General features: G+C 60.9%; 18 protein-coding genes. 6 read left to right on the top strand and 12 right to left on the bottom strand.

The features are described 5' to 3' along the window. The first annotated feature begins 49 nt into the window (after window positions 1–49). Complete coding sequence (locus GVL52_RS07780) at window positions 50–949, top strand: hypothetical protein (protein WP_160005518.1); 900 nt, start codon at window positions 50–52, stop codon at window positions 947–949. A 171-nt stretch (window positions 950–1,120) separates the two neighbouring features. Here GVL52_RS07780 and GVL52_RS07785 read toward each other — a convergent pair whose 3' ends face one another. The 6 genes from GVL52_RS07785 to GVL52_RS07810 form a co-directional block, all read right to left on the bottom strand. Next, on the bottom strand, window positions 1,121–1,312 hold the full coding sequence (locus GVL52_RS07785; RefSeq protein WP_160005520.1) for a hypothetical protein: 192 nt from the start codon (window positions 1,310–1,312) through the stop codon (window positions 1,121–1,123). A 139-nt stretch (window positions 1,313–1,451) separates the two neighbouring features. Then, window positions 1,452–2,336: a uracil-DNA glycosylase family protein gene (locus tag GVL52_RS07790; protein WP_160005522.1), complete on the bottom strand. Its 885-nt coding sequence runs from the start codon at window positions 2,334–2,336 to the stop codon at window positions 1,452–1,454. A gap of 59 nt (window positions 2,337–2,395) precedes the next feature. Beyond that, entirely contained in the window at window positions 2,396–3,688 is a 1,293-nt protein-coding gene (locus GVL52_RS07795) for an Hsp70 family protein (protein WP_160005524.1), read from the bottom strand. A gap of 160 nt (window positions 3,689–3,848) precedes the next feature. Beyond that, window positions 3,849–6,965, bottom strand: a complete 3,117-nt coding sequence (locus tag GVL52_RS07800; RefSeq protein ID WP_160005526.1) for an efflux RND transporter permease subunit — start codon at window positions 6,963–6,965, stop codon at window positions 3,849–3,851. Then, window positions 6,962–8,218, bottom strand: coding sequence for an efflux RND transporter periplasmic adaptor subunit (locus GVL52_RS07805; RefSeq protein WP_160005528.1), 1,257 nt, complete (start codon window positions 8,216–8,218; stop codon window positions 6,962–6,964). Before GVL52_RS07805 ends, GVL52_RS07800 begins: the two co-directional genes overlap by 4 nt. Before the next feature lie 193 nt (window positions 8,219–8,411). Beyond that, window positions 8,412–9,200: an SDR family oxidoreductase gene (locus tag GVL52_RS07810; RefSeq protein WP_160005530.1), complete on the bottom strand. Its 789-nt coding sequence runs from the start codon at window positions 9,198–9,200 to the stop codon at window positions 8,412–8,414. 255 nt (window positions 9,201–9,455) lie between these two features. On the opposite strand from GVL52_RS07810, the gene GVL52_RS07815 reads away from it, so the two are divergent. Next, a complete protein-coding gene (locus GVL52_RS07815) occupies window positions 9,456–11,120 on the top strand; it encodes an electron transfer flavoprotein-ubiquinone oxidoreductase (protein ID WP_160005532.1) in 1,665 nt (554 codons plus the stop codon). Between the two features lie 122 nt (window positions 11,121–11,242). Here GVL52_RS07815 and mgtE read toward each other — a convergent pair whose 3' ends face one another. Both mgtE and GVL52_RS07825 read right to left on the bottom strand, forming a co-directional pair. Then, window positions 11,243–12,619 (bottom strand): magnesium transporter, encoded by a 1,377-nt coding sequence (gene mgtE / locus GVL52_RS07820; protein WP_160005534.1) that lies wholly within the window; start codon window positions 12,617–12,619, stop codon window positions 11,243–11,245. A 321-nt stretch (window positions 12,620–12,940) separates the two neighbouring features. Beyond that, entirely contained in the window at window positions 12,941–13,954 is a 1,014-nt protein-coding gene (locus tag GVL52_RS07825; RefSeq protein ID WP_160005536.1) for a zinc-binding alcohol dehydrogenase family protein, read from the bottom strand. A 103-nt stretch (window positions 13,955–14,057) separates the two neighbouring features. Here GVL52_RS07825 and GVL52_RS07830 point away from each other — a divergent pair, with 103 nt between their 5' ends. Next, complete coding sequence (locus tag GVL52_RS07830) at window positions 14,058–14,465, top strand: helix-turn-helix domain-containing protein (protein ID WP_160005538.1); 408 nt, start codon at window positions 14,058–14,060, stop codon at window positions 14,463–14,465. Here the strand turns inward: GVL52_RS07830 and GVL52_RS07835 are convergent. Then, complete coding sequence (locus GVL52_RS07835) at window positions 14,436–15,653, bottom strand: MFS transporter (protein WP_160005540.1); 1,218 nt, start codon at window positions 15,651–15,653, stop codon at window positions 14,436–14,438. The two genes, GVL52_RS07830 and GVL52_RS07835, sit on opposite strands and share 30 nt — an antisense overlap. 314 nt (window positions 15,654–15,967) lie before the next feature. Between GVL52_RS07835 and GVL52_RS07840 the strand changes: the two genes are divergently transcribed. After that, the gene (locus GVL52_RS07840; protein ID WP_160005542.1) at window positions 15,968–16,912 is read left to right on the top strand and encodes a diacylglycerol kinase family protein; all 945 of its coding nucleotides are present in this window, start codon (window positions 15,968–15,970) and stop codon (window positions 16,910–16,912) included. Between the two features lie 9 nt (window positions 16,913–16,921). Here GVL52_RS07840 and GVL52_RS07845 read toward each other — a convergent pair whose 3' ends face one another. Continuing rightward, window positions 16,922–18,274 (bottom strand): glutamine synthetase family protein, encoded by a 1,353-nt coding sequence (locus GVL52_RS07845; protein ID WP_160005544.1) that lies wholly within the window; start codon window positions 18,272–18,274, stop codon window positions 16,922–16,924. Between the two features lie 83 nt (window positions 18,275–18,357). On the opposite strand from GVL52_RS07845, the gene GVL52_RS07850 reads away from it, so the two are divergent. Beyond that, window positions 18,358–19,725 (top strand): aspartate aminotransferase family protein, encoded by a 1,368-nt coding sequence (locus GVL52_RS07850; RefSeq protein WP_160005546.1) that lies wholly within the window; start codon window positions 18,358–18,360, stop codon window positions 19,723–19,725. A gap of 7 nt (window positions 19,726–19,732) precedes the next feature. Here GVL52_RS07850 and GVL52_RS07855 read toward each other — a convergent pair whose 3' ends face one another. Further along, on the bottom strand, window positions 19,733–21,241 hold the full coding sequence (locus tag GVL52_RS07855; RefSeq protein WP_306440350.1) for a glycosyltransferase family 39 protein: 1,509 nt from the start codon (window positions 21,239–21,241) through the stop codon (window positions 19,733–19,735). Then, window positions 21,222–22,238, bottom strand: a complete 1,017-nt coding sequence (locus GVL52_RS07860) for a glycosyltransferase family 2 protein (RefSeq protein ID WP_160005900.1) — start codon at window positions 22,236–22,238, stop codon at window positions 21,222–21,224. Before GVL52_RS07860 ends, GVL52_RS07855 begins: the two co-directional genes overlap by 20 nt. A 69-nt stretch (window positions 22,239–22,307) precedes the next feature. On the opposite strand from GVL52_RS07860, the gene GVL52_RS07865 reads away from it, so the two are divergent. After that, window positions 22,308–23,270, top strand: a complete 963-nt coding sequence (locus tag GVL52_RS07865) for a lysylphosphatidylglycerol synthase domain-containing protein (RefSeq protein WP_160005548.1) — start codon at window positions 22,308–22,310, stop codon at window positions 23,268–23,270. Window positions 23,271–23,293: the final 23 nt, after the last annotated feature.

Genomic DNA, 23,293 nt, shown 5'->3' on the forward strand with positions numbered 1-23,293 from the left:
TCATTGGCGTCCAAAAAGATGCATGCCGTGTGAGCCGTCCGGGAGTAAAATGCCTCTCACTGCTCAAGAACTGATCGCCGATCCCAATTTCATGCTGGGCATTCGATTTCACGCCGGCCGCATGCGCAACATGTTTGATGCAGGCCCCAGGCTGGCGCGACTGCTCGCCTCCCATCAGCGCTGGTTGCTGACGCAAATGGCTTTTGCGCTGTGCATGGAGCGTGACCCGCAAGATCCGTCTTCCGGCCTGACGGCGACAAGGCTCACCACCGAAATTACCGCCTTCAGGGTAGCGAGCCGCAATACCATCCGAAGCTTCGTCGATGAACTCTCGACCTATCGCTTCATAGCCTGCGAACCAGGGGCGGAGCGCAAGCGACCCCGTCATTACGAGGCTGCGCAGATCAGTCATCAGGCGATGCACGGTTGGCTTTGGTCAAATCTGTGTGCACTCGATATTGTTGACGGTGCCAATCGCGCTGCGCAATTTCAGGAAAACCCAGGCTGGATTCGGCAGATGCAGCCAGAGATCGCCAGAAATTGTCTCCGCGATGCGAAATGGCGCGAACCGCCGGAGCAAGTGGGTATCTTCCTGTGGACTGACGCTGGCGGATTGATCGTCGATCACCTGATGTCCAGACTGGATCTGCAAGAGCGGGACCCGGATCGCTTCATCATCGGCCCCGTGGACAGTCGTGGCCTTGCTGCCGATTTCATGATGTCCCGCACCCACATGCAGCGGCTCTTCGCCAAGGCGGCGACATACGGCTGTGCTGGCTGGGAGGCTCAACCCAAGAAGCCCTCACTATGGATCTCGCGAGCATTTGTCGAAGAGTACTGCCAGTGGCAGGCCGTCAAATTGGCCTACGTGGATAAGGCATTTCAGCGGGCCAGGGATCTCCATTGCGAACTGGAGGCAGAGCGACCAGCCGAAATGGCAGATTCATGACGGTCGATATGGCCGGGCGCAGACCTACGATTCGCGATCGTACGCTTCAGCAGCGCACACGGCCGCGCGGATATGCTCGATCGCGCTGATCTTGCAAAGCAGTGAAATGATGTGTGTCGTCATGACATGAACCGATACAAGGCAGGGTGGGCGCGACGCCGGCCACTGCGATCAATACTGTTGGAAATCCGCAAACATGGCAGCCGGACGCGCGATGCGTCCGCTTGCGCCGGTACCACGAGCGATCATCTGCTCATTGGTGGCGAAGCCGGTACGGCTGTAGCTTTGCGTGGTGCGACCATTGTTGTTCGCGAGTCGCAGAGTTTCAAATCTGCAGTGAACAGGACGACGAGTTGTGCTCATTGCCTTGGATCCTTCGTGATTCCTCCCAAGACATGTTGCTAATATTGCAGCGCACAATAGATTCTGCAACAGATAAGAATACGCAACAGATATGCGTATTGCGCATGGGTGCCGTCGCAAAACCGTCAAGGTTGATTATTTAAGAGGCAGAATTGCTGTCTGTCAATTTTGCCTGAAAAGACAATAAATCGTTCCAGGCCAATCGCTTATTGACCGGGGCGGTCAAGAGGTCCTGCGGGTGCAGCGTGGCAATCGCCGAAATCAGTTTGCCGCCTATGGCAATTTCGCGCCATTGGCCGCGCAGGCCATGGATCGTGTCACCCTCACCGAAAAACACCCGCGCTGCAAAGTTTCCGAGCAAGAGAATCACTTTCGGCTCGGCAAGCGCGATCTGCCGCTCGATGAACGGACGGCAGATATCCATCTCGGCCGGCGAGGCGACGCGGTTGCCGGGTGGTCGCCAGGGGATGACCTGGGTGAGCAGGATGCTGCTGCGGTCAAGCCCGATGGCTGCAAGCATCTTGTCGAGCAATTGGCCCGGCCGCCCGGCAAAGGGCTGGCCCTCGCGGTCGTCTTCCGCGCCGGGGGCCGAGCCGATCAGCATGATGCGGCTCTCGGCGTCACCGCTGGCAAAGATCGTCGAGCGTGCACTATGTTTAAGATTGCAGCCGTTGAACGCCTCAAGGGCGGTTTTCAGTTCGGCCAGCGATCTGGCACTCTCGGCTGCAAAACGCGCCTGCTGAACGGCCTCGCCATCCGGAATGGCGGGTTGTGGACGCTGCGCCGAACGGTCCGGCTGCGGCGCGCCTCTCTGGGCGGAAGAAGCCGTTTGCCGGGCAGGGGCCTCGCGGCTCTCAGCCGTTTGTGGAGCCGGTGCTGCGCTGCGCCGCGCCGCCTTCATCGCCTCGAACTCGGCGAAGCGGTCAACGGCCTCTTCCTCCAGCAACCACTCGACGCCGGCGTCTGCATGGAAATGCAGAAGCGCGGCGAGTTCGCCCGGAGAGAGGTCGTTGACGGAGATCATGCGCGCCACATTATCGAAGCCGTAGCCTCAATGAAAGAGTGCAACGCGCGTCTACAGACCTATTGCACCGTCCATTGTGCGATATCGTCACGTTCGCCGATCAGCGCCAGACCGTGGGCGATCGACAGCAGCTCGCCGCCGGTCTCGATCTTGTCCGCATCGAAGCGCTCGGTGAAGATGCGGCGCACGGCCGGCACGAAGGAAGTGCCGCCGGTGAGGAACACCTTGTCGATCGATGTCGCCGCGGTGTTGGTCTTCTCCAGCACATCGTCGAGGGCGCCTTCGATACGGGCGAGATCGTCTGAGATCCAGCTTTCGAAGTCGGCGCGGCGAACGGTGCGCTGGCCGGCGCGGCCGAGCGGCTTGAAATCGAAGGCCGCTTCATCGGATGCCGAGAGTGCCATCTTGGTCGCCGACACCGCCTGGTAGAGCGGGTAGCCTTCGTCGTGATCGACGAGGTCGATGAACATCTCCAGCTTTTCCGGTTCCAGCGCTGTTCTCACCAGCTTCTTCAGATCCTCGTATTCGCGCGAGGTCTTGAAGATCGACAGCTGGTTCCAGCGGCTGAAGCTCGAATAGTAGTTGGTCGGCACCTCGAGTATCTTGTCGAAACTCTTGAAATGGCTGCCCTTGCCGATCTCCGGCGCAACGACATTGTCGATCATCCGCGCGTCGAAGTGGTCGCCGGCGATCCCCACACCGGAATGGCCGATCGGCGTCGCCTTCAGCTTGCCGGCGACTGTTTCGAAGCGGATCAGCGAATAGTCGGTGGTGCCGCCGCCAAAGTCGGCGACCAGCACCGTCGCATCCACCTTGAGGTTCTGCGCGAAGTAGAAGGCGGCAGCAACCGGCTCGTAGACGTAATGGACTTCGGGGAAACCGAAGCGCGACAGCGCCTCGTTGTAGCGTTCTGTTGCCAGCACAGGGTCCGGGCTGGCGCCGGCAAAATGCACCGGGCGGCCAGTGACGATGCGGGTCACGTCGGACGGCCAGTTGTCGCCGGCGTAGTTGCTCAGCCGGCGGATGAACACTTCCATCAGATCTTCGAACTTGTGACGCTTGGCATAGATCAGCGTGCCCTGGAACAGGGCGCTGGCCGCAAAAGTCTTGATCGACTGCAGGAAACGACAGTCGCCGGGATTGTCGATGAACTGCTGGATCGCGGCATGGCCGGCTTCGACCTTCAGCGCCGAGGCACCGAGCTTTCCGTCCTTCATGAAGGACAGGGCGGTGCGCATGCTGTCGCTGCTGCCTGCGGCACTGGTGAAGCCCATGGAATGGGTGGTCTTGCCGTCTGCCGTGGCAAGAACAGTGTTTGTCGTGCCAAAGTCCAAACCTAGCGCCTGAGCCATGCTCGCACCTCTCAATTCTGATTGTTGTCTGAGACTGAAGCACTTGCTCCGCCGTGGCGCGCGGGCGCCCGAATTCAAGAGGGCGCGTGATGCCACAGAGGTCCGCCTTATTCAAGACGCGGACGGAAAAATGAGACGGGCGCGAGTGGCGCCCGTCTGGTCATTCGGCAGCGATTGCCTGAGGAACATCCTCGTGGGCATCGGCCTTTTTCTTTCGCCCGAAGCTCAGCAGCCAGTCGTTGAACCGGCCCATTTCGACGAAGATGACAGGCGTGATGAACAACGTCAGCGCCTGCGACACAATCAGGCCGCCGACGACGGCGATGCCGAGCGGCTGGCGCAGCTCGGAACTGGCGCCCGACCCGAGCGCGATCGGGAGCGCCCCGAGCAGCGCGCAGAAGGTCGTCATCATGATCGGCCGGAAACGCCGGACGCAGGCCTCGTGGATCGCTTCGGACGCAGTCATTCCAGTGTCGGATCGCAGGTTCTCCAGCGCCACATCGATCATCATGATCGCGTTCTTCTTGACGATGCCAATCAGCATCAACAGGCCGATCAGGGCGATGATCGACAGATCGAAGCCCATCACCCGAAGGGCCAGAAGCGCACCAAGCGCCGCTGACGGCAGACCGGAGAGGATGGTCAACGGATGGATGAAGCTCTCGTAGAGAACGCCGAGAACCACATAGATCGTCAGCACGGCTGCCAGGATCAGCAGCGGCGTGTTGCCTTGCGACTGTTGGAAGATCTGCGCCGTACCGCCATAGGACGTGAAGATGTCCGCCGGCATGTCGATGTCTTTCTTGATCTGGTCGATCGCCGCTGTGGCGTCGCCGAGCGCTTCTCCAGCCGGTAGGTTGAATGACACGGTGGTCGAGACCAACTGCCCCGTCTGGTTGATTGTCACGGGACCTGTGGTGCGCTGCACGGTCGCGAAGTTTGACAGCGGCACCAGCGCGCCGCTTGTCGAAGCGACGCGGATTTCCTGCAGCTTCTGGTCGTCCCAGGGCTTTCCGGTATCGTACTCGACGATCACGTCATAGCTGTCGCCGGTCGATTGGATCTGCGCGGCTGCATATCCGCCGAACGACTCCTGCAGCGTCGTGCGCAGTTGATCGTCGCTGATGCCGTAGGCAGCGGCCTTTTCGGTATCGACGGTAATATCAGCCTGCAGGGCGTTGTTCTGCGCATCCGATGTGACGTCGGTAAAGCGCGGATCGCCATGCATCGCCTGCTGGATCTTGTTGGCCCAGAGATTGGTCTGGTCGGCACTCAGCGCCTGAACCACCAACTGGTACTGGCTGGCCGTCTGCCGTCCGCCGAAGCGCAGGCTCTGCTGTGGCGTGATGAACGCCTGCATGCCGGGGATCTTGCTGATGCTGGCGCGCAGTTCGCGCAGCGTCTGGTCCAGCGGTGGCCGGTCCTTCTTGTCCTTCAACTCGACGAACATCGTACCGTTGTTGAGCGGGCTGCGGGCATTGCCGCCCACGATCGACATCACGTGGTTTACGGCCGGGTTCTGTTTCACCAGTTCAGCCGCCTGGTTCTGCAGGTCCTTCATCGCCGGGTAGGAAATATCCTGGCGCGCACGGGTCGAGATGTTGAGGCGGCCGATATCTTCCGTTGGGAAGAAGCTCGTCGGCAGCGTCATGAACAGATAGACGGTCAAGGCGATGGACGCGAAAAACAGACCGATGATGGCCGGTCGGTGCGAAAGACACCATGCGACGCCCCGGTCGTAGCCCCTGAGCGTTCGCTCGAAGCCTGCATCGAACCAGCGAATGAAAAACGGCGGCTGGCTGTGGCCGCTGCCCAGGCGCGAGGCCAGCATCGGCGTCACCGTCAGCGATACGATCGCCGACGCGACGATGGCGATTGCCACCACCATGCCGAACTCGTTGAAGATACGGCCAACGACACCGCCCATGAGCAGGATCGGAATAAAGACGGCGATCAGCGAGACCGACATGGAGATGATGGTATAACTGACTTCGCCCGAGCCCTTGATCGCGGCCTGAAGCACCGGCATGCCTTCCTCGACATGCCGTAGGATATTCTCCAGCATGACGATCGCATCATCGACCACAAGACCCACCGCGAGTGTCAGGCCCAAAAGCGATATGTTATCGACGCTGTAACCCAGCACATACATCATGCCGAAGGTCGAGATCAGCGAAAGCGGAACGGCAAGGCCGGGAATGAGCGTCGCCGTCAGGTGGCCGGTGAACAGGTAGATGACGAGGACGACGAGACCGATCGTCAGGAACAGCGTGAACTTCACATCCGAGATAGCGTCACGGATCGGCTTGGCTGAATCGTTCATCACCTGCGTCGTCACGGAGCCGGGGATTTCGGCGTGCAGGCCGGGTAGCTTCGCATTGATCGCATCGACGACCTCGACGGTGTTCGCATCCGGCTGGCGCTGGATAGACAGGATGATGCTTTGCTTGCCGTCATACCAGCTGCCGGTGTTCTGGTTTTCGACGCTGTCCTGAACATTGGCCACGTCGCCGAGGTGTATAGGCGCGCCGCCGGGATTGGCGATGACTAGCGTGCGGAATTCCGCAGCATTGGTGCGCTGCGTATCGGCGTTGATCGTCATGCTCTGGCTGCTGTTCTGCAGCGTGCCGACAGGCACCTGACTGTTTGCAGCCTCGATCGCCTTGTTGACGGTGTCGATGCCGAGGCCGCGATTGAGCAGTTTGTTCGGATCGACCTCGACCCGCACCGCATAGGTCTGCGCACCGAATACCGACACTTCGGCAACGCCGGGCAGGGTCGATAGCGATGGAGATATGATGTTCTCGGCGATCTCGTCGAGCTTGCTGCGCGGCATCGTGTCGCTCTGCACCGCGAGCAGCATGACAGGCGCATCGGCCGGGTTGGTCTTGCGGTAGCTTGGCGGCGTCGTCATGTTGTCGGGCAGCTGGCGCGTCGCATGCGAGATCGCCGCCTGAACGTCGGCGGCCGCCGCGTCGATGCTGCGGTTCAGGTCGAACTGCAGCACGATGCTGGTATTGCCGAGCGAGTTGGTAGCGCTGATTTCGCTGATGCCGGGGATCGTCTCGAACTGCTTGATCAGCGGTGTGGAAACGGACGTCGCCATCGTCTTCGGCGAGGCGCCGGTCAGCGCGGCAGACACGTTGATGGTTGGGAAATCCACCTGCGGCAGGGCTGCCACGGGGACCAGCTGATAGCCGGCGATACCGGCAAGCACGACGCCAATGGCAAGCAGGGTGGTGGCGACGGGACGTTGGATACAGAAATTGGGGATCATTCTTCCGTGCCCGCCACGATGGTTTCTGTCTTCTTGGGTTGATCCGCTGAGGCAACGTCGATCGCCTTGGCATCGAACTCTTCCTTCACCGCCTGCTTGTCGACAAGCTGTGCCTGGCCCTCGATGACCACGTGATCACCTTCCGACAGGCCGGCCGATATGGCGGTGTAGCCTGCATTCGCACGGACAACGGTAACAGGTGCCAGCCGCACCTTTCCGTCATTCACCACGAAGGAGTAAAACCCGTCCGCACCGGGGCTGACCGCCACGGTCGGCACGACGACCTGTTGTTCGTTGTTGTTGAAATGCACGACGATGTTGACCGACTGGCCGGGCCACAGCGCGCCCGAAGCATTCTCGAACTTCGCCTTGGCGAGGATGGTCCCCGATGCGGTATCGACGGTGTTGTCGTAGAAGCTGATATGCCCCGTCCGGGCCTTGCCCTTGTCGGACTGCGGCACCGTGCTGACATCGACGGAGCCGGCGGCGAGCGATTGCTTCAACTGCCGCAGATCGCGTTCCTGCAGATGGAATTTCACATAGATCGGGTCGTACTTCGCAATCGTCACGATCGCCGCGCCGGCGGTCACGAAAGCCCCCGGGCTGACTGATACATCACCAAGACGGCCATCGAACGGCGCCCGTATCTCCGTATGCTCGAGAAGCACCTGGTCCGAAGCGAGTGTTGCCCTGTCTGCCTGAACGGTGGCCGCGGCGTTGTCGCGCGTTGCCTTTGCCTGGTCGTAGGTCTGCTGCGTACCGGCCTGCGACGTCAGCAAGTCTGAGGCACGCGTGAGAGCGGCCTCCGCTCCCGACAGCGTTGCCGCATCCCGGACGATCATCGCATTGTCCTTGTCAACAGTCGCCTGTGCCGTCCGGTTGTCCAGCTTGACGATCAGCTCGCCCTGTTTGACCGTCGAACCATCCGTGGCGATGATATCCGTCACCAAGCCCTGTTCCTGCGCAGCAATGGTGGTGTTGTCGTCGGCATCGGCCCAGCCGGATGCTGTGACGTCGCGCGGCAGCACGGTCTTTACCGCAGCCACGGTCTTCACCAGAGTTGGTCCGCCGGCTTTGCGTCCCTTGCCCTTTTGCTCGCCGCCCTCGCTTTCTGCCTGCTTGCCAGCGGCAGCATCTGCCTGCTGCGTCGGTTTTGCTCCGAGTTGCGAGAGGTATGGAATGCGATCCTTATACTGCCAGGCGCCGATCCCGGCAGCGGCAATAAGACAAATGATGATCGAAAATTTCTTCATGGGTGATACCGGTCAGGGACGAGTTGCGCATGCTCTATTGAACCACGTTTATTGCGGCGCGAAAAAGACATAATTCTCGAATGGGCATCACTAAGTGGTTAGAATAGCTTAAATTTCTGTAATGTTCCTGATGTCTAATATATGGAGAATAGGGGGCGGGCGTCAGCGCCTGACGCCCGATTGTCGTTTCCGATCAGAGAGATCGCGCAGCGCCGCCATCGCAGCGAACGAGGCTGCCGGTAATGTAGCTTGCCTGTTGGCTGCACAGGAACGCTGCCGTGGCGGCAAACTCTTCGACCTTCCCATAGCGACCGATCGGAATCGCCGCTTCCTTTGCGACGCGGATATCTTCCATGCTCTTGCCAGTTCGTTTTGCGGCCGCACCATCGAGATCATCCAGCCGGCCGGTCAGAATGCTGCCCGGAAGCAAGAGGTTCGTGGTAATCCCGAAACGGCCGACTTCCGTCGCCAGCGTCTTGCTCCAGCCTGCAAGAGCAGGGCGCAGCGTGTTGGAGAGCGCAAGGTTGCCGATCGGCTCGATCACACCCGAAGAGGCGACCGTCAGGATGCGTCCCCAGCCTTGTGTCTTCATGCCCGGCAGCAGTGCATTGGTCAGCGTGATGACCCGCAGCACCATGGAAAAGAAATAGGTCTCGAGCCGCTCGGCCGTCATGTCTTCCGTCGTGCCGGGCGTCGGGCCACCGGTGTTGTTGATCAGGATATCGACGCCGCCAAGCTTGCTATTGACCGCTGTGATGACGTTCTCGACGAAATTATCCTCGGAAAGGTCGGCCCAGATCCAGTCGGCCTTGCCTTTGCCTTCGGCGTTGATCGCCTTGCAGTTTGCCTCCAGCGTTTCGCCGCTGCGTCCGCACAAGAGGACATTTGCGCCTTCGCGCGCCAGCGCGACCGCGATGCCGTGGCCAAGTCCGCGTGACGATGCAAGCACGAGCGCCCGCTTGCCCTTGATCCCGAGATCCATTTTGAAGTCTCCTGTTGCAATGGCCAATCTATAAGGCGCGCAAAGATCAAAAGGGAAGAGCAGGAGTGGTCGAGCTCCGTCAATTTATTGACGTGAACGTAAGCGTAATATAGTTCTTTAGCGTGCAGAAATATCATTGCGCGAAATGGGGTATCGCCTGTCGTTTCCCGGCTCGACAATTCTGCCACGTTTTGACAAGAGATACCCTACTGCGGGGAAATGTGGCCGCAACGCCGGCCGAGCGGAGAATGATGCATGACCGAGACGACTGAACTGCCCGAACGCGAGAGCATGGAATTCGACGTCGTGATTGTCGGCGGCGGCCCTGCCGGTCTTTCGGCCGCAATCAGGCTGAAGCAGGTCAATCCGGATCTCTCCGTCGTCGTTCTCGAGAAGGGGGCCGAGGTTGGAGCGCATATCCTCTCGGGCGCTGTCGTCGATCCCATCGGCATCGATCGGCTGCTGCCGGATTGGCGTGACGAGACCGACCATCCGTTCAAGACCGAGGTCAAGGCCGACCATTTCATGCTGCTCGGCCCTGCCGGCTCGATCCGCCTGCCCAACATCCTGATGCCGCCGCTGATGAACAATCATGGCAACTATATCGTATCGCTCGGCAATGTCTGTCGATGGCTCGCCACTCATGCCGAGGCATTGGGTGTCGAGATCTATCCGGGCTTTGCCGCCACCGAAGTGCTCTACAACGACGAGGGCGCGGTCATCGGCGTTGCCACCGGTGATATGGGCGTCGAGAAGAACGGCGAACCCGGCCCCAATTTTACCCGCGGCATGGAACTGACAGGCAAGTATGTGCTGATCGGCGAGGGCGTGCGCGGCTCGCTCGCCAAGCAGTTGATCGCCAAGTTTGATCTTTCCAAGGGCCGCGAGCCGCAGAAATTCGGCATCGGCATCAAGGAACTCTGGCAGGTCAAGCCGGAGCATCACAAACAGGGCCTCGTCCAGCACTCCTTCGGCTGGCCGCTCGGCATGAAGACCGGTGGCGGCTCGTTCCTCTATCATCTCGAGGACAACCTCGTTGCCGTCGGCTTCGTCGTCCATCTGAATTACAAGAACCCCTATCTCTATCCCTTCGAGGAGTTCCAGCGCTTCAAGACCCATCCGGCGATCCGCGACACCTTCGAGGGTGGCAAGCGGCTCTCCTATGGTGCGCGTGCGATCACCGAGGGCGGCTACCAGTCGGTGCCGAAGCTGACCTTCCCGGGCGGAGCGCTGATCGGCTGCTCGGCCGGCTTCGTCAATGTGCCGCGGATCAAGGGCAGCCACAATGCGGTGCTGTCGGGCATGATGGCGGCCGACCGCATCGCAGCGGCGATTGCCGATGGTCGCGCCAACGACGAGATCATCGAGATCGAAAACGAGTGGCGCGGAAGCGCGATCGGCAAGGACCTGAAGCGGGTTCGCAACGTCAAGCCGCTCTGGTCGAAGTTCGGCACGGCGATCGGCGTCGGCCTCGGCGGCCTCGACATGTGGACCAACCAGTTATTCGGTTTTTCCTTCTTCGGCACGCTCGGTCACGGCAAGACCGATGCGGCCTCGCTTGAGCCGGCTGCCAAGCACAAGAAAATCGATTATCCGAAGCCCGATGGCGTGCTCACCTTCGACCGTCTCTCCTCGGTGTTCCTGTCGAACACCAATCACGAGGAAAACGAACCCGTGCACCTGAAGGTGAAGGATATGGCGCTGCAGAAGTCGTCGGAACACGACATCTATGCCGGCCCATCGACCCGCTACTGTCCGGCTGGCGTTTACGAGTGGGTGGAGAAGGACGGCGAGGAGACCTATGTCATCAACGCCCAGAATTGCGTCCACTGCAAGACCTGCGACATCAAGGACCCGAACCAGAACATCAACTGGGTGCCGCCGCAGGGCGGCGAGGGACCTGTTTATCCGAATATGTAGGGAACGGGCATGAGCGAGGCTGCGGCAGGAAACATCACCCTTCGGAACGACGTGTCGCCATGGCGCTATGGTTCAAACCCGAGCAAGAATGACAACGGGGGCTTTCGCCCCCGTCGTGTGTCTCAAAGCAGCGTGCCGCTGAGGATCATCAGCGCCACCGAGAAGTAGATCACCAGCCCGGTCACATCGACAAGTGTCGCCACGAACGGTGCCGAAGCGCTGGCCGGATCGAGCCGCAGTCTCTGCAGCAGGAACGGCAGCATTGAGCCGGCGATCGAGCCGAAAGTGACGATGCCGATCAGCGCCGCAAAGATCGTCCAGCCCACCAGAATCCAGTGCTCGCCATAGTCATAGAGACCGATGCTTTGCCATAGGACAATCCGGGCAAAGCCGACGGTGCCGAGGATGGCGCCGAGCACGATGCCGGTCGGCAGTTCGCGCACCAGCACCCGCCACCAGTCAGTCAGCTTCAACTCGCCGAGCGCCAGCGCCCGGATGATCAGCGACGTTGCCTGCGAGCCGGAATTGCCGCCTGAACTCATGATCAGCGGTACGAACAGGGTCAAGACGATCGCCTTCTCCAACTCGCCCTCGAAATGCTGCATGGCGCTTGCCGTCAGCATTTCACCCAGGAACAGGGCGCAGAGCCAGCCGGCGCGCTTGCGCAGCATGCCGGCAAAGCTGATCGTCATGTAGGGCTTGCCAAGCGCTTCCATGCCGCCGAACTTCTGCGCATCCTCCGTCTGGTCGGCAATCATCGTGTCGATCACGTCATCGACGGTGACGATGCCCAGAATGTGCCCGTTCTCGCCGATCACCGGCAGCGCCAGCAGATTGTGCTTGCGGATCAGTCGCGCCACATCCTCCTGCGGCATCAGCGGATCGGCTCTGACGATGCCGCCCTGCTGAGCGACGCTCAGCACCGGTGCATGGGCTTGGCCGGTGATCAGACGACGCAGCGTCACGACGCTGGTCAGCGCCTGAGTTTCGGGATCGAGCACATAGATCGCATAGACCGTCTCGCGCGACCGTTCGACCTTGCGGACATGCTCCAGCGTCTGCTCCACCGTCCAGGTGGCTGGCACGCTGACGAATTCCGTCGTCATGATGCTGCCGGCCGTGCGCGGCGGATAGCCCATCAGGTGCTGGACGGCCAGCGAGGTCGCCCGGTCCAGCTTGGAAAACAGGTGGGCCCGTCCATCCTCGTCCATCTCCTGGAAAAGATCGGCGACACGGTCGTTGGCGGTTGCGTTCAAAAGCCGCGCTGCCTGCTCGACCGGCATCTCGGTCAGTATGGCGGCGGCATGGTGCAGCTCGGGACGTCCCAATATGCGGACGGCCTTCTGCTGTGGCAGCGTGGCGAGAATAGCCGCTGCTTCTTTGATTTCGAGCCCGTTCAGGCGCTCGACGCGTTCAGCTGTGGTGATGGCACCGAGGCTGTCGCTGGTGAAGAAACGGGCGGCATGGCCGGCCCGCAGAGGGAAGCGATTGATGTTCATATAGCTCGCCTTTCCGTCGATCCGCCGTAGCGTCCAACGGGCGAGCCCGACGGAGATCGGTCAGCGCACGGAGGCCGCGTACGGCAAAGTCAATCGACTGCTACTGTCGCTTGGCATCGTGATGATGGCTCCGTTGATATCCGCGAAAAACGGTCGTCTCTCGCGTCCAGCAGTAGGTGGTCCCAAACGCTGAAAAAGTCAAGCACCGTAGGCGGTTGCGGCGAGAATGCCGCACATGCGGTGCGGCATTGTTTCTGTGTATGATTGACGATCGGTTTCTCTACGCGGCGGGATTCATCCGTTCGTAGGAGTGGCTGACTCTCAGAAGCCGGAAAGCACCAGCTTGCCCTTGGTCTTGCCGCTCTCGATCATCGCATGAGCCTTCTTGAGATTGGTGGCATTGATCGTGCCGACTGTCTCGTTGAGGGTCGTCCGGATCGTTCCTGCATCGACCAGTTCGGAAATCTTGTTCAGCAGCCTGTGCTGCTCGATCATGTCAGGTGTGTCGAATAGCGGGCGGGTGAACATGAACTCCCAATGCGTGGAAACCGCCTTGCGCTTGAACGGCACGATATCGAGTGTCTTCGGGTCGTCGATCAATGCAAAGCGTCCCTGCGGCGCGATCGCTTCGGCGATGCCGTCAATATGGTCAGCCGTGTTGGTCGTCGAAAAGATGAAGCCCGGTGCACCGATGCCAAGTGCTGCCACCTGCGGGGCGATCGGCTTCGAATGGTCGATGACGTGGTGGGCGCCAAGCTCTTTCACCCAAGCCTGCGTCTCGGCGCGCGAGGCGGTGGCGATGATGGTGAGATCGGTCAAGGCACGGGCGATCTGGATCGCGATCGATCCGACACCGCCCGCGCCGCCGATGATCAGGATGGCCTTGGCGGCACCCGGCACGGCGTCCTGGACCTTCAGTCGATCGAACAGGGCTTCGTAGGCGGTGATGGAGGTTAGCGGCAGCGCCGCAGCTGCGGCAAAGTCGAGGCTGCCTGGCTTGCGTCCGACAATGCGTTCATCGACCAGCTGAAACTCTGCATTCGAGCCGGGGCGGTTGATCACGCCGGCATAGAAGACTTCATCGCCAGCCTTGAAAAGCGTCACCTCGGGACCGACGGCCTTGACGATGCCTGACGCGTCCCAGCCGAGAACCTTCATCTCATCGGCGCCAGGCGCGACGCCGGAGCGCACCTTGGTGTCGACCGGATTGACGGACACCGCTTTGATCTCGACCAGCAGGTCGCGACCTTTGGCTTCCGGCATCGGCAGATCGACATCGATAAGCGAAGTCTCGGCGGAAATGGGCTGTGGAAGCTTGTAGGCGACGGCACGCATGGGAAACTCCTGTCTGTGTTGCACAGTTGCTAAATGCGTCGTATCTTCGATAAACGCAAGAATGCACAAATTCTGTACGTAGTACCAAAAAGGATACTGTTAAATGTCGCTGCCCCGGGACAAGCTGACGCAAAACTTCCCCGGCTGCCCGGTGGAGGCGACGCTGAGTTTTCTGGATGGAAAATGGAAGGGCGTCATCCTCTTCCATCTCGTCTCAGGCACGCTGCGCTTCAACGAGTTGCGCCGCAAGTTGCCGGCGGTGACCCAGCGCATGCTGACCAAGCAGCTGCGCGAACTCGAAGAGTCGGGCCTGGTCTCGCGTACGGTATTTCCGGTGGTGCCGCCACGTGTCGAGTATGCGCTGACGCCGCTTGGGCAGACGTTGAAGCCCGTCATATCTGCGCTTGCCGCATGGGGCGAAGAGAATGTCTTCTGCCGCCCGGATGGCCGTCATCTGCGTGACGTGACGGCTATGGAGGCCTCAGGCGCGGCTGCGACGATCCAGGCGTAGCGACGCCGCAAACACCAGGATTCCGAAGGCTGACAGGATGGCGCCGACATAACCGGTGGCAGCCGAACCGTAGCCCCAGGCAATGACAAGGCCGCCGAGCCAGGCGCCGAGCGCGTTGGCAATGTTGAAGGCCGAGTGGTTGGATGCTGCGGCCAGCGTCTGCGCGTCGGCGGCCACATCCATCAGCCGCGTCTGCAGCGCCGGACCGGCCGCAAAGCCGCAGCCGATCAGGAAGACGCAAAGACCCAGCATGAACGGGCTGGCAGCCGTCAGCGAAAACATTGTCAGCACCATGATGTTGAAGATCAGCGACCCACCGATCGTGCCCATGACCGACTTGTCAGCAAGCCAGGAGCCGACGACGTTGCCGACATTCATGCCGACGCCGAACAGCACCATCATCACCGCAACCATGCCTGGCTGCAGCATGGCGACATTCATCGTCGTATCGGCGATATAGCTGAACATCGCAAACATGCCGCCGTAACCCACCGCCGCGATGGCGAGCGTCAGAAGCACCTGCGGGCGCTTGAAGGCGCCGAGTTCGCGCATGAAGCTTGCGCCTTCGGAAACCTCGTCGCGCGGCACGTAATACCAGATCAGCGCCATGGTCACGAGGCCGATAATGCCAACGGAGGTGAACGCGACGCGCCAGTCGAGTGATTGACCGAAGAAGGTGGCGAGCGGTGTGCCGAGCAGCGTGGCGATCGTCAGCCCGAGCATCACCCGGCCGACAGCGCGCGCCCGCTTGTGCACGGGCACCATCGAGGCTGCAACGATAGCCGCGACGCCGAAATAGGCACCATGCGGCAGGCCGGTGAGGAAGCGCAGAATGGCAAAGCTCTCGAATGATGGTGCCATGGCACTGAGAATATTGCCGACGGCGAAAATCCCCATCAGCAGCAGAAGAAGCGAGCGCCGTGCCATCTTGGCAGCCAGCACCGCGATGACAGGGGCACCGATCACAACGCCAAGCGCATAGGCGCTGATCACATAACCTGCCTGCGGCGTTGTTACCGAGAAGGTGCCCGCCACATTCGGCAGAAGGCCCATGATGGCGAATTCGCCGGTGCCGATACCGAAACCGCCGCAGGCCAGCGCCAGCTGAACAAGTGCTACGGCCATCGGCGAAGGCGCCTCGGAGACCGGGATGTCAGCAATGGAATCGTTTACGGCGACCTGGCTCAAGAGTGAGCTCCTTCGGCATGCAAAGGCTTGTGGCGGCGGGCGAGGGCATGTCGTTGCCTTGGCCGAACAAGCGGAAAATGTGGGGGATGGCGCGTGTGCTCCAACGACGCATTAATTTACGATTTGGTGCAAAGCGTCGCGTGCGTTTTGCGCAGTGCAGCGTCCCGCTGGCTGCATATGTCGCGACTGATTGCCGGAGTTTTCGGCTACGGAAGTCATTCGGCAGGCCATCTGCTTGAAATCACACGCACAGGAACCATCTCTAACGAGCGCGGTGGGTGCCAGCGCTTCAGCTGACGAATAACGGGAACCGCATGAAGCTTATAGGTTTTTTTAATCGCGACGGCGGCACGTTCCGCACGACCGACATGGCTGCGTATGAAAAGCATGCCGAAACAGTCTTCCGGGATGCAGGGCATGATTTCGAAGCAGTGGTTTTTTCTGGCAACGAGATCGTCCCGGCGATGGAACGCGCCGCGCGTCGCGATGATATCGACGGCATTGTCGCCGGCGGCGGCGACGGCACGATATCGGCGGCATCCTCGATCGCCTGGAAGAACGGGGTGGCGCTCGGCGTCATTCCCGCCGGAACGATGAACCTTTTTGCCCGCTCGCTGCGCATCCCACTCGATATCTGGCAGGCGCTCGATGTGCTGGCGACCGGCGAAGTCGATCACGTCGATATCGCCAGCGCCAATGACCGTCCCTTCATCCACCAGTTCTCGGCCGGCTTGCATGCCCGCATGGTGCGTTACCGCAATTCCTACACCTATCGCTCGAGGCTGGGGAAAATGCGGGCCAGCACCCGCGCTGCTTTCGGCGTCGTGCTGAATCCGCCCGAGTTCGAGGTCGAGTTTGAAGCGCTTGGCGTCCGCGAACGCCGCAAGGTCTCGGCGGTCTCCGTATCCAACAATCCGTTTGGTGAAAATGCGCTCCTTTACGCCGACACGCTGACATCAGGCGAGTTGGGCTTTTACACGGCAAAGCCGTTGAAGCCATGGGGCGTCGCCCGTCTTGCGGTCGATCTCCTGCGCGGCAAGGTCCGCGAGAATGCCGACGTGATGATCATGCACCCGGCCGAGGTGCATCTGCATTTCCCGAAGCTGAGTTCGAAAGCCAATTGCGTGATGGACGGCGAGTTGCTGCCGCTCGCCCGCGACGTGTCGCTGAAGCTGCACCCCGGCGAGTTGAAAGTGCTCGTCAAGCAGGGATTGGCAGCGCAGGTCGATGAAACCGAGCGCCGCGAACCATCCGCCTGATTGTATCGCTCAGAGACGCGGCAGATAGGTGCGATAGTCGAAGTCGGAAACGGTCCGGAGAAAGGTGATGGCTTCCTTGCGCTTCGTGTCGCCGTAAAGCTTCTGGTACGACGCACCGAAAATATCGGCGATGAATGGCGAGGCGCGAAATGTCTCGACCGCCGTCAGGAAGTCGTGCGTCAGTTTGGTGGTATTTTCGGGCATATGCGACGGCGTCGTCTCCTCGCCCGGATCGAGATTCTTGTCGAGCCCGAGCAGCATGCCGCCGAGGATGGCTGCCAGCAGCAGATAGGGATTGGCATCGGCACCGGCCACACGATGCTCGACGCGCGCGGCCGGGCCGTTCTTGTCGGGAATGCGGATCGCCGTGCCGCGGTGGCCATAGCCCCAGGTCAGATCGACCGGCGCAAACGAGCCGGGCTGGAAGCGCCGATAGGAATTGGCAAACGGGGCGAACACCAGCTGCGCGTCGCGCATGCTTTGCAGCATCCCGGCGCAGACCGATTTCAGCTTCGTTGCCTCTCCGCCGTTGGCATCAAGAATATTGCGGCCCTGACGATCGAGAACGCTGGCATGCACGTGCAGCCCGGAACCGGCATGATCCGAATAGGGCTTGGCCATGCATGTAGACTTCAACCCATGCTTCCGCGCAGCCTGTTCGACGATCCGCTTCAGGTAGATGCAGTCGTCGGCCGCAGCCAGCGCATCCGGCCGGTGCAGCAGGTTGATCTCGAACTGGCCGGGACCGAACTCCGCAGTCGTCGCATCTGCGGGCAGTCCCTGGGCCTTGGCGTAGGCGCGCACCGTCTGCAGGTAATCGTCGAGCGCATCGACAGCACCCATGTCGTAGAGCTGAAAGCCGTTCGGCTCGCCCTGATAGGTCAGGCATTCAGGCGGCGTCGGCCGGCCGGTGTCACGCCAGTCGGGCGCCACCACGTAGAACTCCAGTTCGGTCGCAACCACCGGCGTCAATCCGCGTTCCTCGTAGCGCTTCAGCACCGATGCGAGAATGGCGCGCGGGTCCATGAAGCTCGGCGTACCGTCGAACTCGTGCATCGTGGCCAGAACCTGTACCGAACCCTCAGGCGCCCAGGGTATGGGTGTCAGGCTGCGCTTGTCGGGGATGCAATGTCCATCCGGATCGCCGACGGAAATCGACAGGCCGGTGATGTCGTCATTGTCGTCGCCCCAGATGTCGAGCGACTGCGTGGAGGAGGGCAGTCGGACTTCGCCGGCCCATACCTTCTTCTGCGCTTCGAGGGGAATCTGCTTGCCGCGCAGGTCACCATTCATACCGACCAGCAGGATTTCGATGCGCGGATCGCCACCCGCAGCTTTGCCGTGCATTTTGTCGGTCGTCATGATCTTGAAAATCCCCTCGGACAAGGCCAAGGTCCTAGCCCATTGGGAAGAGGCTTTCAATATCCGAGGGTGTTTAGCAAATCATGTCCGATACTTACGCGCGCTCCAATCTCGCCGCTATCGATGCCGCTCATCACCTGCATCCATTCTCGGATATGAAGAAGCTGAATGCCGACGGCACCCGCATCATCCAGCGCGGTGAAGGAGTGCATATCTGGGACAATCACGGCCGCAAATATCTGGATGGCTTCGCCGGCCTCTGGTGCGTCAACGTCGGTTACGGCCGCAAGGAGATCACCGATGCTGTTGCCCGGCAGATGAACGAACTGCCCTACTACAACACCTTCTTCGGCACCACGACGACCCCGGCAACGCTGCTCGCGGAAAAGGTCACGTCCCACGCCGGCCCGCGCTTCAACCACGTCTTCTTCACCGGCTCCGGCTCGGAGGCCAACGACACCTGGTTCCGCATGGCGCGCGTCTACTGGAGTGCCATCGGAAAGCCGTCGAAGAAGATCGTCATATCCCGCAAGAATGGCTATCACGGCTCGACGGTCGCAGGCGCCAGCCTCGGCGGCATGAAATACATGCACGAGCAGGGCGACCTTCCCATTCCGGGCATCGTCCACATCGGCCAGCCCTACTGGTACGGCGAGGGTGGTGATCTGTCGCCGGCCGAATTCGGCCTCAAGGTGGCGCGCGAACTGAAAGACAAGATCGATGAACTCGGCGAAGACAACGTCGCAGCCTTCGTTGCCGAACCGGTGCAGGGTGCAGCCGGCGTCATCATCCCGCCCGAGACCTACTGGCCCGAGATCGCACGCATCTGCAAGGCCCGCAATATCCTGCTGGTCACCGACGAGGTGATCTGCGGCTTCGGTCGCCTTGGCGAATGGTTCGGCCACCAGTATTTCGGCGTCGAGCCGGATATGGCCCCGATCGCCAAGGGCCTGTCGTCAGGCTACCTGCCGATCGGCGGCGTGCTGGTCAGCGATCGTGTCGCCGAAGTGATGATCAACGAGGTCGGCGATTTCAACCACGGCTTCACCTATTCCGGTCACCCGGTCTGTGCTGCCGCGGCGCTGGAAAACCTGAGGATCATCGAGGACGAGAAGCTGGTTGAGCGCGTTCGTGACGATATCGGCCCCTATTTCGCCGAGGTGTGGGGTGCACTCGGCGAGCATGATCTGGTCGGAGAAGGCGTCAGCATCGGCCTGATGGGCGCGTTGCAACTCACATCTGATAAGGCAAGCCGAACCCGCTTCGAAAAGCCCGACGCCGTCGGCGCGCTGGTCCGCAATCACGCGCTCGCCAATGGTCTGGTCCTGCGGGCGACTGGCGACCGGATGCTCGCTTCGCCGCCGCTGGTCATTAGCCATGCGGAGGTCGATGAGATGGGGCGGATCACCAAGCTCGCCCTGGATGCGGCCTGGAAGGAGATGAAGGCATGAGCCGGGCCTACTTCGGATAGATCCAGGCGTAGCCGAACGCGACCTTGTCGTCAGGCTTTCCGCGGAGGTACGGAACGGCGGTGCTCTTGACGTTGATATCCGTGTATTGCTCGCCGAGGTTCTGGACGATCCACTCCCGCAACTGCGGCGGCAGGGCGGCACTGCTGTCGGTCACCAGCCAAGCCATCAGAATGGGCCTGTCGCTCGTCCATTCATAGCCGATCTTCATATTGTCGAAGAATAGCGACATCAGCGGCACGTCGGGCAATTGCAGGTGCAGGTTTCCGGCCTGAAGCCAACCGTCCGTCATGACGAGCCCAGGCGTCTTCTGCTCCTCGGCAACGACCTGCTCGACAAACCCTCCATAAGGAAAATTGTAGGCTTCGTATCGGCCAAACAAGGTCGGCAAATTCGGCCGAACGAGAAGTGCTGCCGGGATCAGCACGATCATGACCAAAGGCACGACGAAGAAGCGACGGGCGAAATCCTCCGGCCGATGGCCGACCGCCTGCATCTTCAGGCAGAAATAGATCGGCATCAGGAACAGGAAGGGCAGCAGCCAGCGGTCGCGCAGGGATGTCATGCCGATCGCAACGATCAGCACCAGAACGAGGATCGCAATCGCCACGAACAGCGCTTCGAAGAAGCGCGTCCACACAGTGCCGGAGCGCAGGCTGCGCCAGAAAGGTCGGCCGAAGACGATGGAATAGATAATGACCGTGGGCGCCATGATAACCACGATCAGGCGCAGGAACTTGAAGGGCCCCTGCACCAGTTTCGCCAGCATCGTCTGCGGCGCATCCTGTTCCATGATGCCGAGCGTGCGGCCCGATGCAATGCCGAGATTGTGCAGCAGCCAAAGCCCGTGCGGCAGGAAGATCAGCAGCGCAAGCCCGATCGACAGCAGGAAGCGGCGATCGATGATCCGCGCTCGCCCATTCGGATGCAGCCATACGGCAGCAATCGCTGCGACCGCAACCAGAGTGAAGTTGTACTTCGACAGCATCCCGAGGCCGAGCGCCAGGCCGACAAAGGCATAGGATGCGACAGACGGCGTCTTCAGTGTCCTGATCACGCTGCACAGAAACAGGTTGATCGTCAGCAGTTGCACGACGGTATGGGTGAGGTCGCGTTGTGCTTCCCAGAAAAGCTGCGGAATGGTCAGCAGCGAAAGCGTCGCGATCGCCGCGAACAGCTTGTCCTCCAGAACTTCGCGGGCGAGCTTGTAATAGCTGAGATACACCAGGAACAGCACCAGGTTCTTGGCAGCGGATACTGTCGCCAGCGACAGTCCGAACACCCAGACCACGATCGACTGGAACCAGTTGTAGAGCGGCGGTTGCGAGTCGTAACCCAGCGTCAGCCACTGCGAGAAAAACGCCTGCTGCGATTCGTCGAAGCGCAGCCCATGCGGCTGCAGCAGGCGAACGATGAACTGGATGCAGAAATATCCGGCCAGAAGCCAGATGACGGCATCCGGCTTGCGCACCAGCAGATTACGCATTCTCACTGCCATCGAAGATTTTCTGGACAATGTAATTCGGTGAATCATCGTCGCGGTAATAGGTTCGCGCGATCATCTCGGCCAAGATGCCGGTGGTGATCAGCTGCACCGAAGAAAGCAGCAGCACGACACCGACCATCAACATCGGGCGGGTGCCGATGTCGTTGCCCATGATGAACTTGTCGAAGAACAGGTAGATCAGGATGAGCGCCGACAGGCCACCGAGGCCGAGGCCGAGCGAGCCGAAGAAGTGCCCCGGCCGTGCCTTGTAGCGCATGAAGAACATGACGGAGAGCAGGTCGAGGATGACGCGGAAGGTCCGTGAGATACCGTATTTCGATTGGCCGTGCTGGCGCGCATGGTGGGTGACGACCATCTCGCCGATCCGGGAGCTCGGAACCACGCCGGCGACCCATGCCGGGATGAAACGGTGCATCTCGCCCATCAGCTTGACCTGCTTGATGATCGACGCGCGGTAGATCTTCAGACTGCAGCCGTAGTCGTGCAGCTTGACGCCGGTGATGCGGCCGATCAGATAGTTGGCACACCAGGAGGGGACTTTCCGCAGCAGCAGGCCGTCCTGACGGTTCTTGCGCCAGCCGACCAGAAGGTCGAGCTCGCGACGCTCCAGTTCGGCGACCATGCCGGGAATATCGTTTGGATCGTTCTGCAGGTCGCCGTCCATCGTGGCGATCAACCGGCCAGTGGCCGTGTCGATGCCTGCCTGCATAGCGGCTGTCTGGCCAAAATTGCGCTGCAGCGCGACGATCTTCAGCGACAGGCCTTTGCGGCCGACATAGGTGCGCGCATTGACCAGCGTCGCGTCGGTACTGCCGTCGTCGACCAGGATGAGCTCCCAGCGCTCGGGATAGCGCGTCATCGCGGCGCAGATGCGCTCGACGAGCGGGCCGACGCTCTCTTCTTCGTTGAAGATCGGAACGACCAGCGATAATTCGAGCGGAGCGGTGGCGTCTATCACGCCGGAAAGTGACTCTGCCGTTGTCTGCAACACGTATTTCTCCTAAAACGCCGCCCAGTGGTGCCGCTCTTCTGTCGGCCGAAGGCAGGAAGCTAGTACATGAAGTCTCCGGTGGTTGCCAGCCGACAATCCTGGTTTGCACGCAATCGCATGGCATTGCTGACCGTGGCCATCGTCGGCGCCTATGCCGCCTTCATCGAATGGTTCTGGGGCTGGTCCTCGATCTTGGCGCAGTGGGCCGCGGTCGGTGCACTGCCGATCATGACCGCGCTCATTCTCCTGACCGGCACCTATTTTCTGCGCACCTGGCGCATCTACGATTATTTCCCGCAGGAAACGGCTGGCCGTTTTCAAGCGCTGTTTCGGGTGACGCAGGTGCACAACCTGCTCAACATCATGTTGCCGTTTCGCGCCGGAGAGACCAGCTTTCCGCTGCTGATGCGCACGGAATTCGGCATTCCGCTGACACGCGGCACATCGGCCCTTCTGGTCATGCGGCTTCTTGATCTTCACGCATTGCTGGCCGCCGCCGGCATTGGTTTCGCCATCGCCTCGACACACAAGCTGATCGTGTGGCTGCTGTGGATCGCGTTCCTGCTGCTACCGGTTGGCGCCTTCGCTGCCCGTAAATCGCTGGTGCGGCTGGCTGCCAGACTGTTGCCGTCGAAACTGCAGCAGTTTGTCGCAGAGATCGAGAACGGTCTGCCTGCAAACGCCCCAGCCTTCGCACGGGCTTGGGCGATGACCGTGATCAACTGGCTGGTGAAGGTTCTGGTGCTCGCCTGGGCGCTGCGGCTGATGGGCGTGCTGCCGATGGCGGCAAGCTTCGGCGGCGCGCTCGGCGGCGAGCTGTCGTCTGTCCTGCCGGTACACGCACCGGGCGGCGTCGGCACGTATCCAGCTGGCATAACCGCGGGCGCCGTCGCATTCGGTTCGTCGGGCGAAGCGACCGCAATTGCCGCACTCGCGCAGGCAAGCATCAACGCCCATTTGCTGATTGTCGTCTCGGCGCTGACAGGCACGGCAATTTCATTGCCGTTCGGCCGTCGCCGCAAGGTCTGAGAGCCGCTCGGCCGAACTGCATG

This window comes from Rhizobium sp. 18055 (assembly GCF_902706285.1).
Taxonomy (GTDB): domain Bacteria; phylum Pseudomonadota; class Alphaproteobacteria; order Rhizobiales; family Rhizobiaceae; genus Rhizobium.

Bases quoted from the DNA above. Each gene is read 5' to 3' on its own strand.
- GVL52_RS07780 (WP_160005518.1), top strand. From the start codon at position 50: ATGCCTCTCACTGCTCAAGAACTGATCGCCGATCCCAATTTCATGCTG.
- GVL52_RS07785 (WP_160005520.1), bottom strand. From the start codon at position 1,312: ATGAGCACAACTCGTCGTCCTGTTCACTGCAGATTTGAAACTCTGCGA.
- GVL52_RS07790 (WP_160005522.1), bottom strand. From the start codon at position 2,336: ATGATCTCCGTCAACGACCTCTCTCCGGGCGAACTCGCCGCGCTTCTG.
- GVL52_RS07795 (WP_160005524.1), bottom strand. From the start codon at position 3,688: ATGGCTCAGGCGCTAGGTTTGGACTTTGGCACGACAAACACTGTTCTT.
- GVL52_RS07800 (WP_160005526.1), bottom strand. From the start codon at position 6,965: ATGATCCCCAATTTCTGTATCCAACGTCCCGTCGCCACCACCCTGCTT.
- GVL52_RS07805 (WP_160005528.1), bottom strand. From the start codon at position 8,218: ATGAAGAAATTTTCGATCATCATTTGTCTTATTGCCGCTGCCGGGATC.
- GVL52_RS07810 (WP_160005530.1), bottom strand. From the start codon at position 9,200: ATGGATCTCGGGATCAAGGGCAAGCGGGCGCTCGTGCTTGCATCGTCA.
- GVL52_RS07815 (WP_160005532.1), top strand. From the start codon at position 9,456: ATGACCGAGACGACTGAACTGCCCGAACGCGAGAGCATGGAATTCGAC.
- mgtE (WP_160005534.1), bottom strand. From the start codon at position 12,619: ATGAACATCAATCGCTTCCCTCTGCGGGCCGGCCATGCCGCCCGTTTC.
- GVL52_RS07825 (WP_160005536.1), bottom strand. From the start codon at position 13,954: ATGCGTGCCGTCGCCTACAAGCTTCCACAGCCCATTTCCGCCGAGACT.
- GVL52_RS07830 (WP_160005538.1), top strand. From the start codon at position 14,058: ATGTCGCTGCCCCGGGACAAGCTGACGCAAAACTTCCCCGGCTGCCCG.
- GVL52_RS07840 (WP_160005542.1), top strand. From the start codon at position 15,968: ATGAAGCTTATAGGTTTTTTTAATCGCGACGGCGGCACGTTCCGCACG.
- GVL52_RS07845 (WP_160005544.1), bottom strand. From the start codon at position 18,274: ATGACGACCGACAAAATGCACGGCAAAGCTGCGGGTGGCGATCCGCGC.
- GVL52_RS07850 (WP_160005546.1), top strand. From the start codon at position 18,358: ATGTCCGATACTTACGCGCGCTCCAATCTCGCCGCTATCGATGCCGCT.
- GVL52_RS07855 (WP_306440350.1), bottom strand. From the start codon at position 21,241: ATGGCAGTGAGAATGCGTAATCTGCTGGTGCGCAAGCCGGATGCCGTC.
- GVL52_RS07865 (WP_160005548.1), top strand. From the start codon at position 22,308: ATGAAGTCTCCGGTGGTTGCCAGCCGACAATCCTGGTTTGCACGCAAT.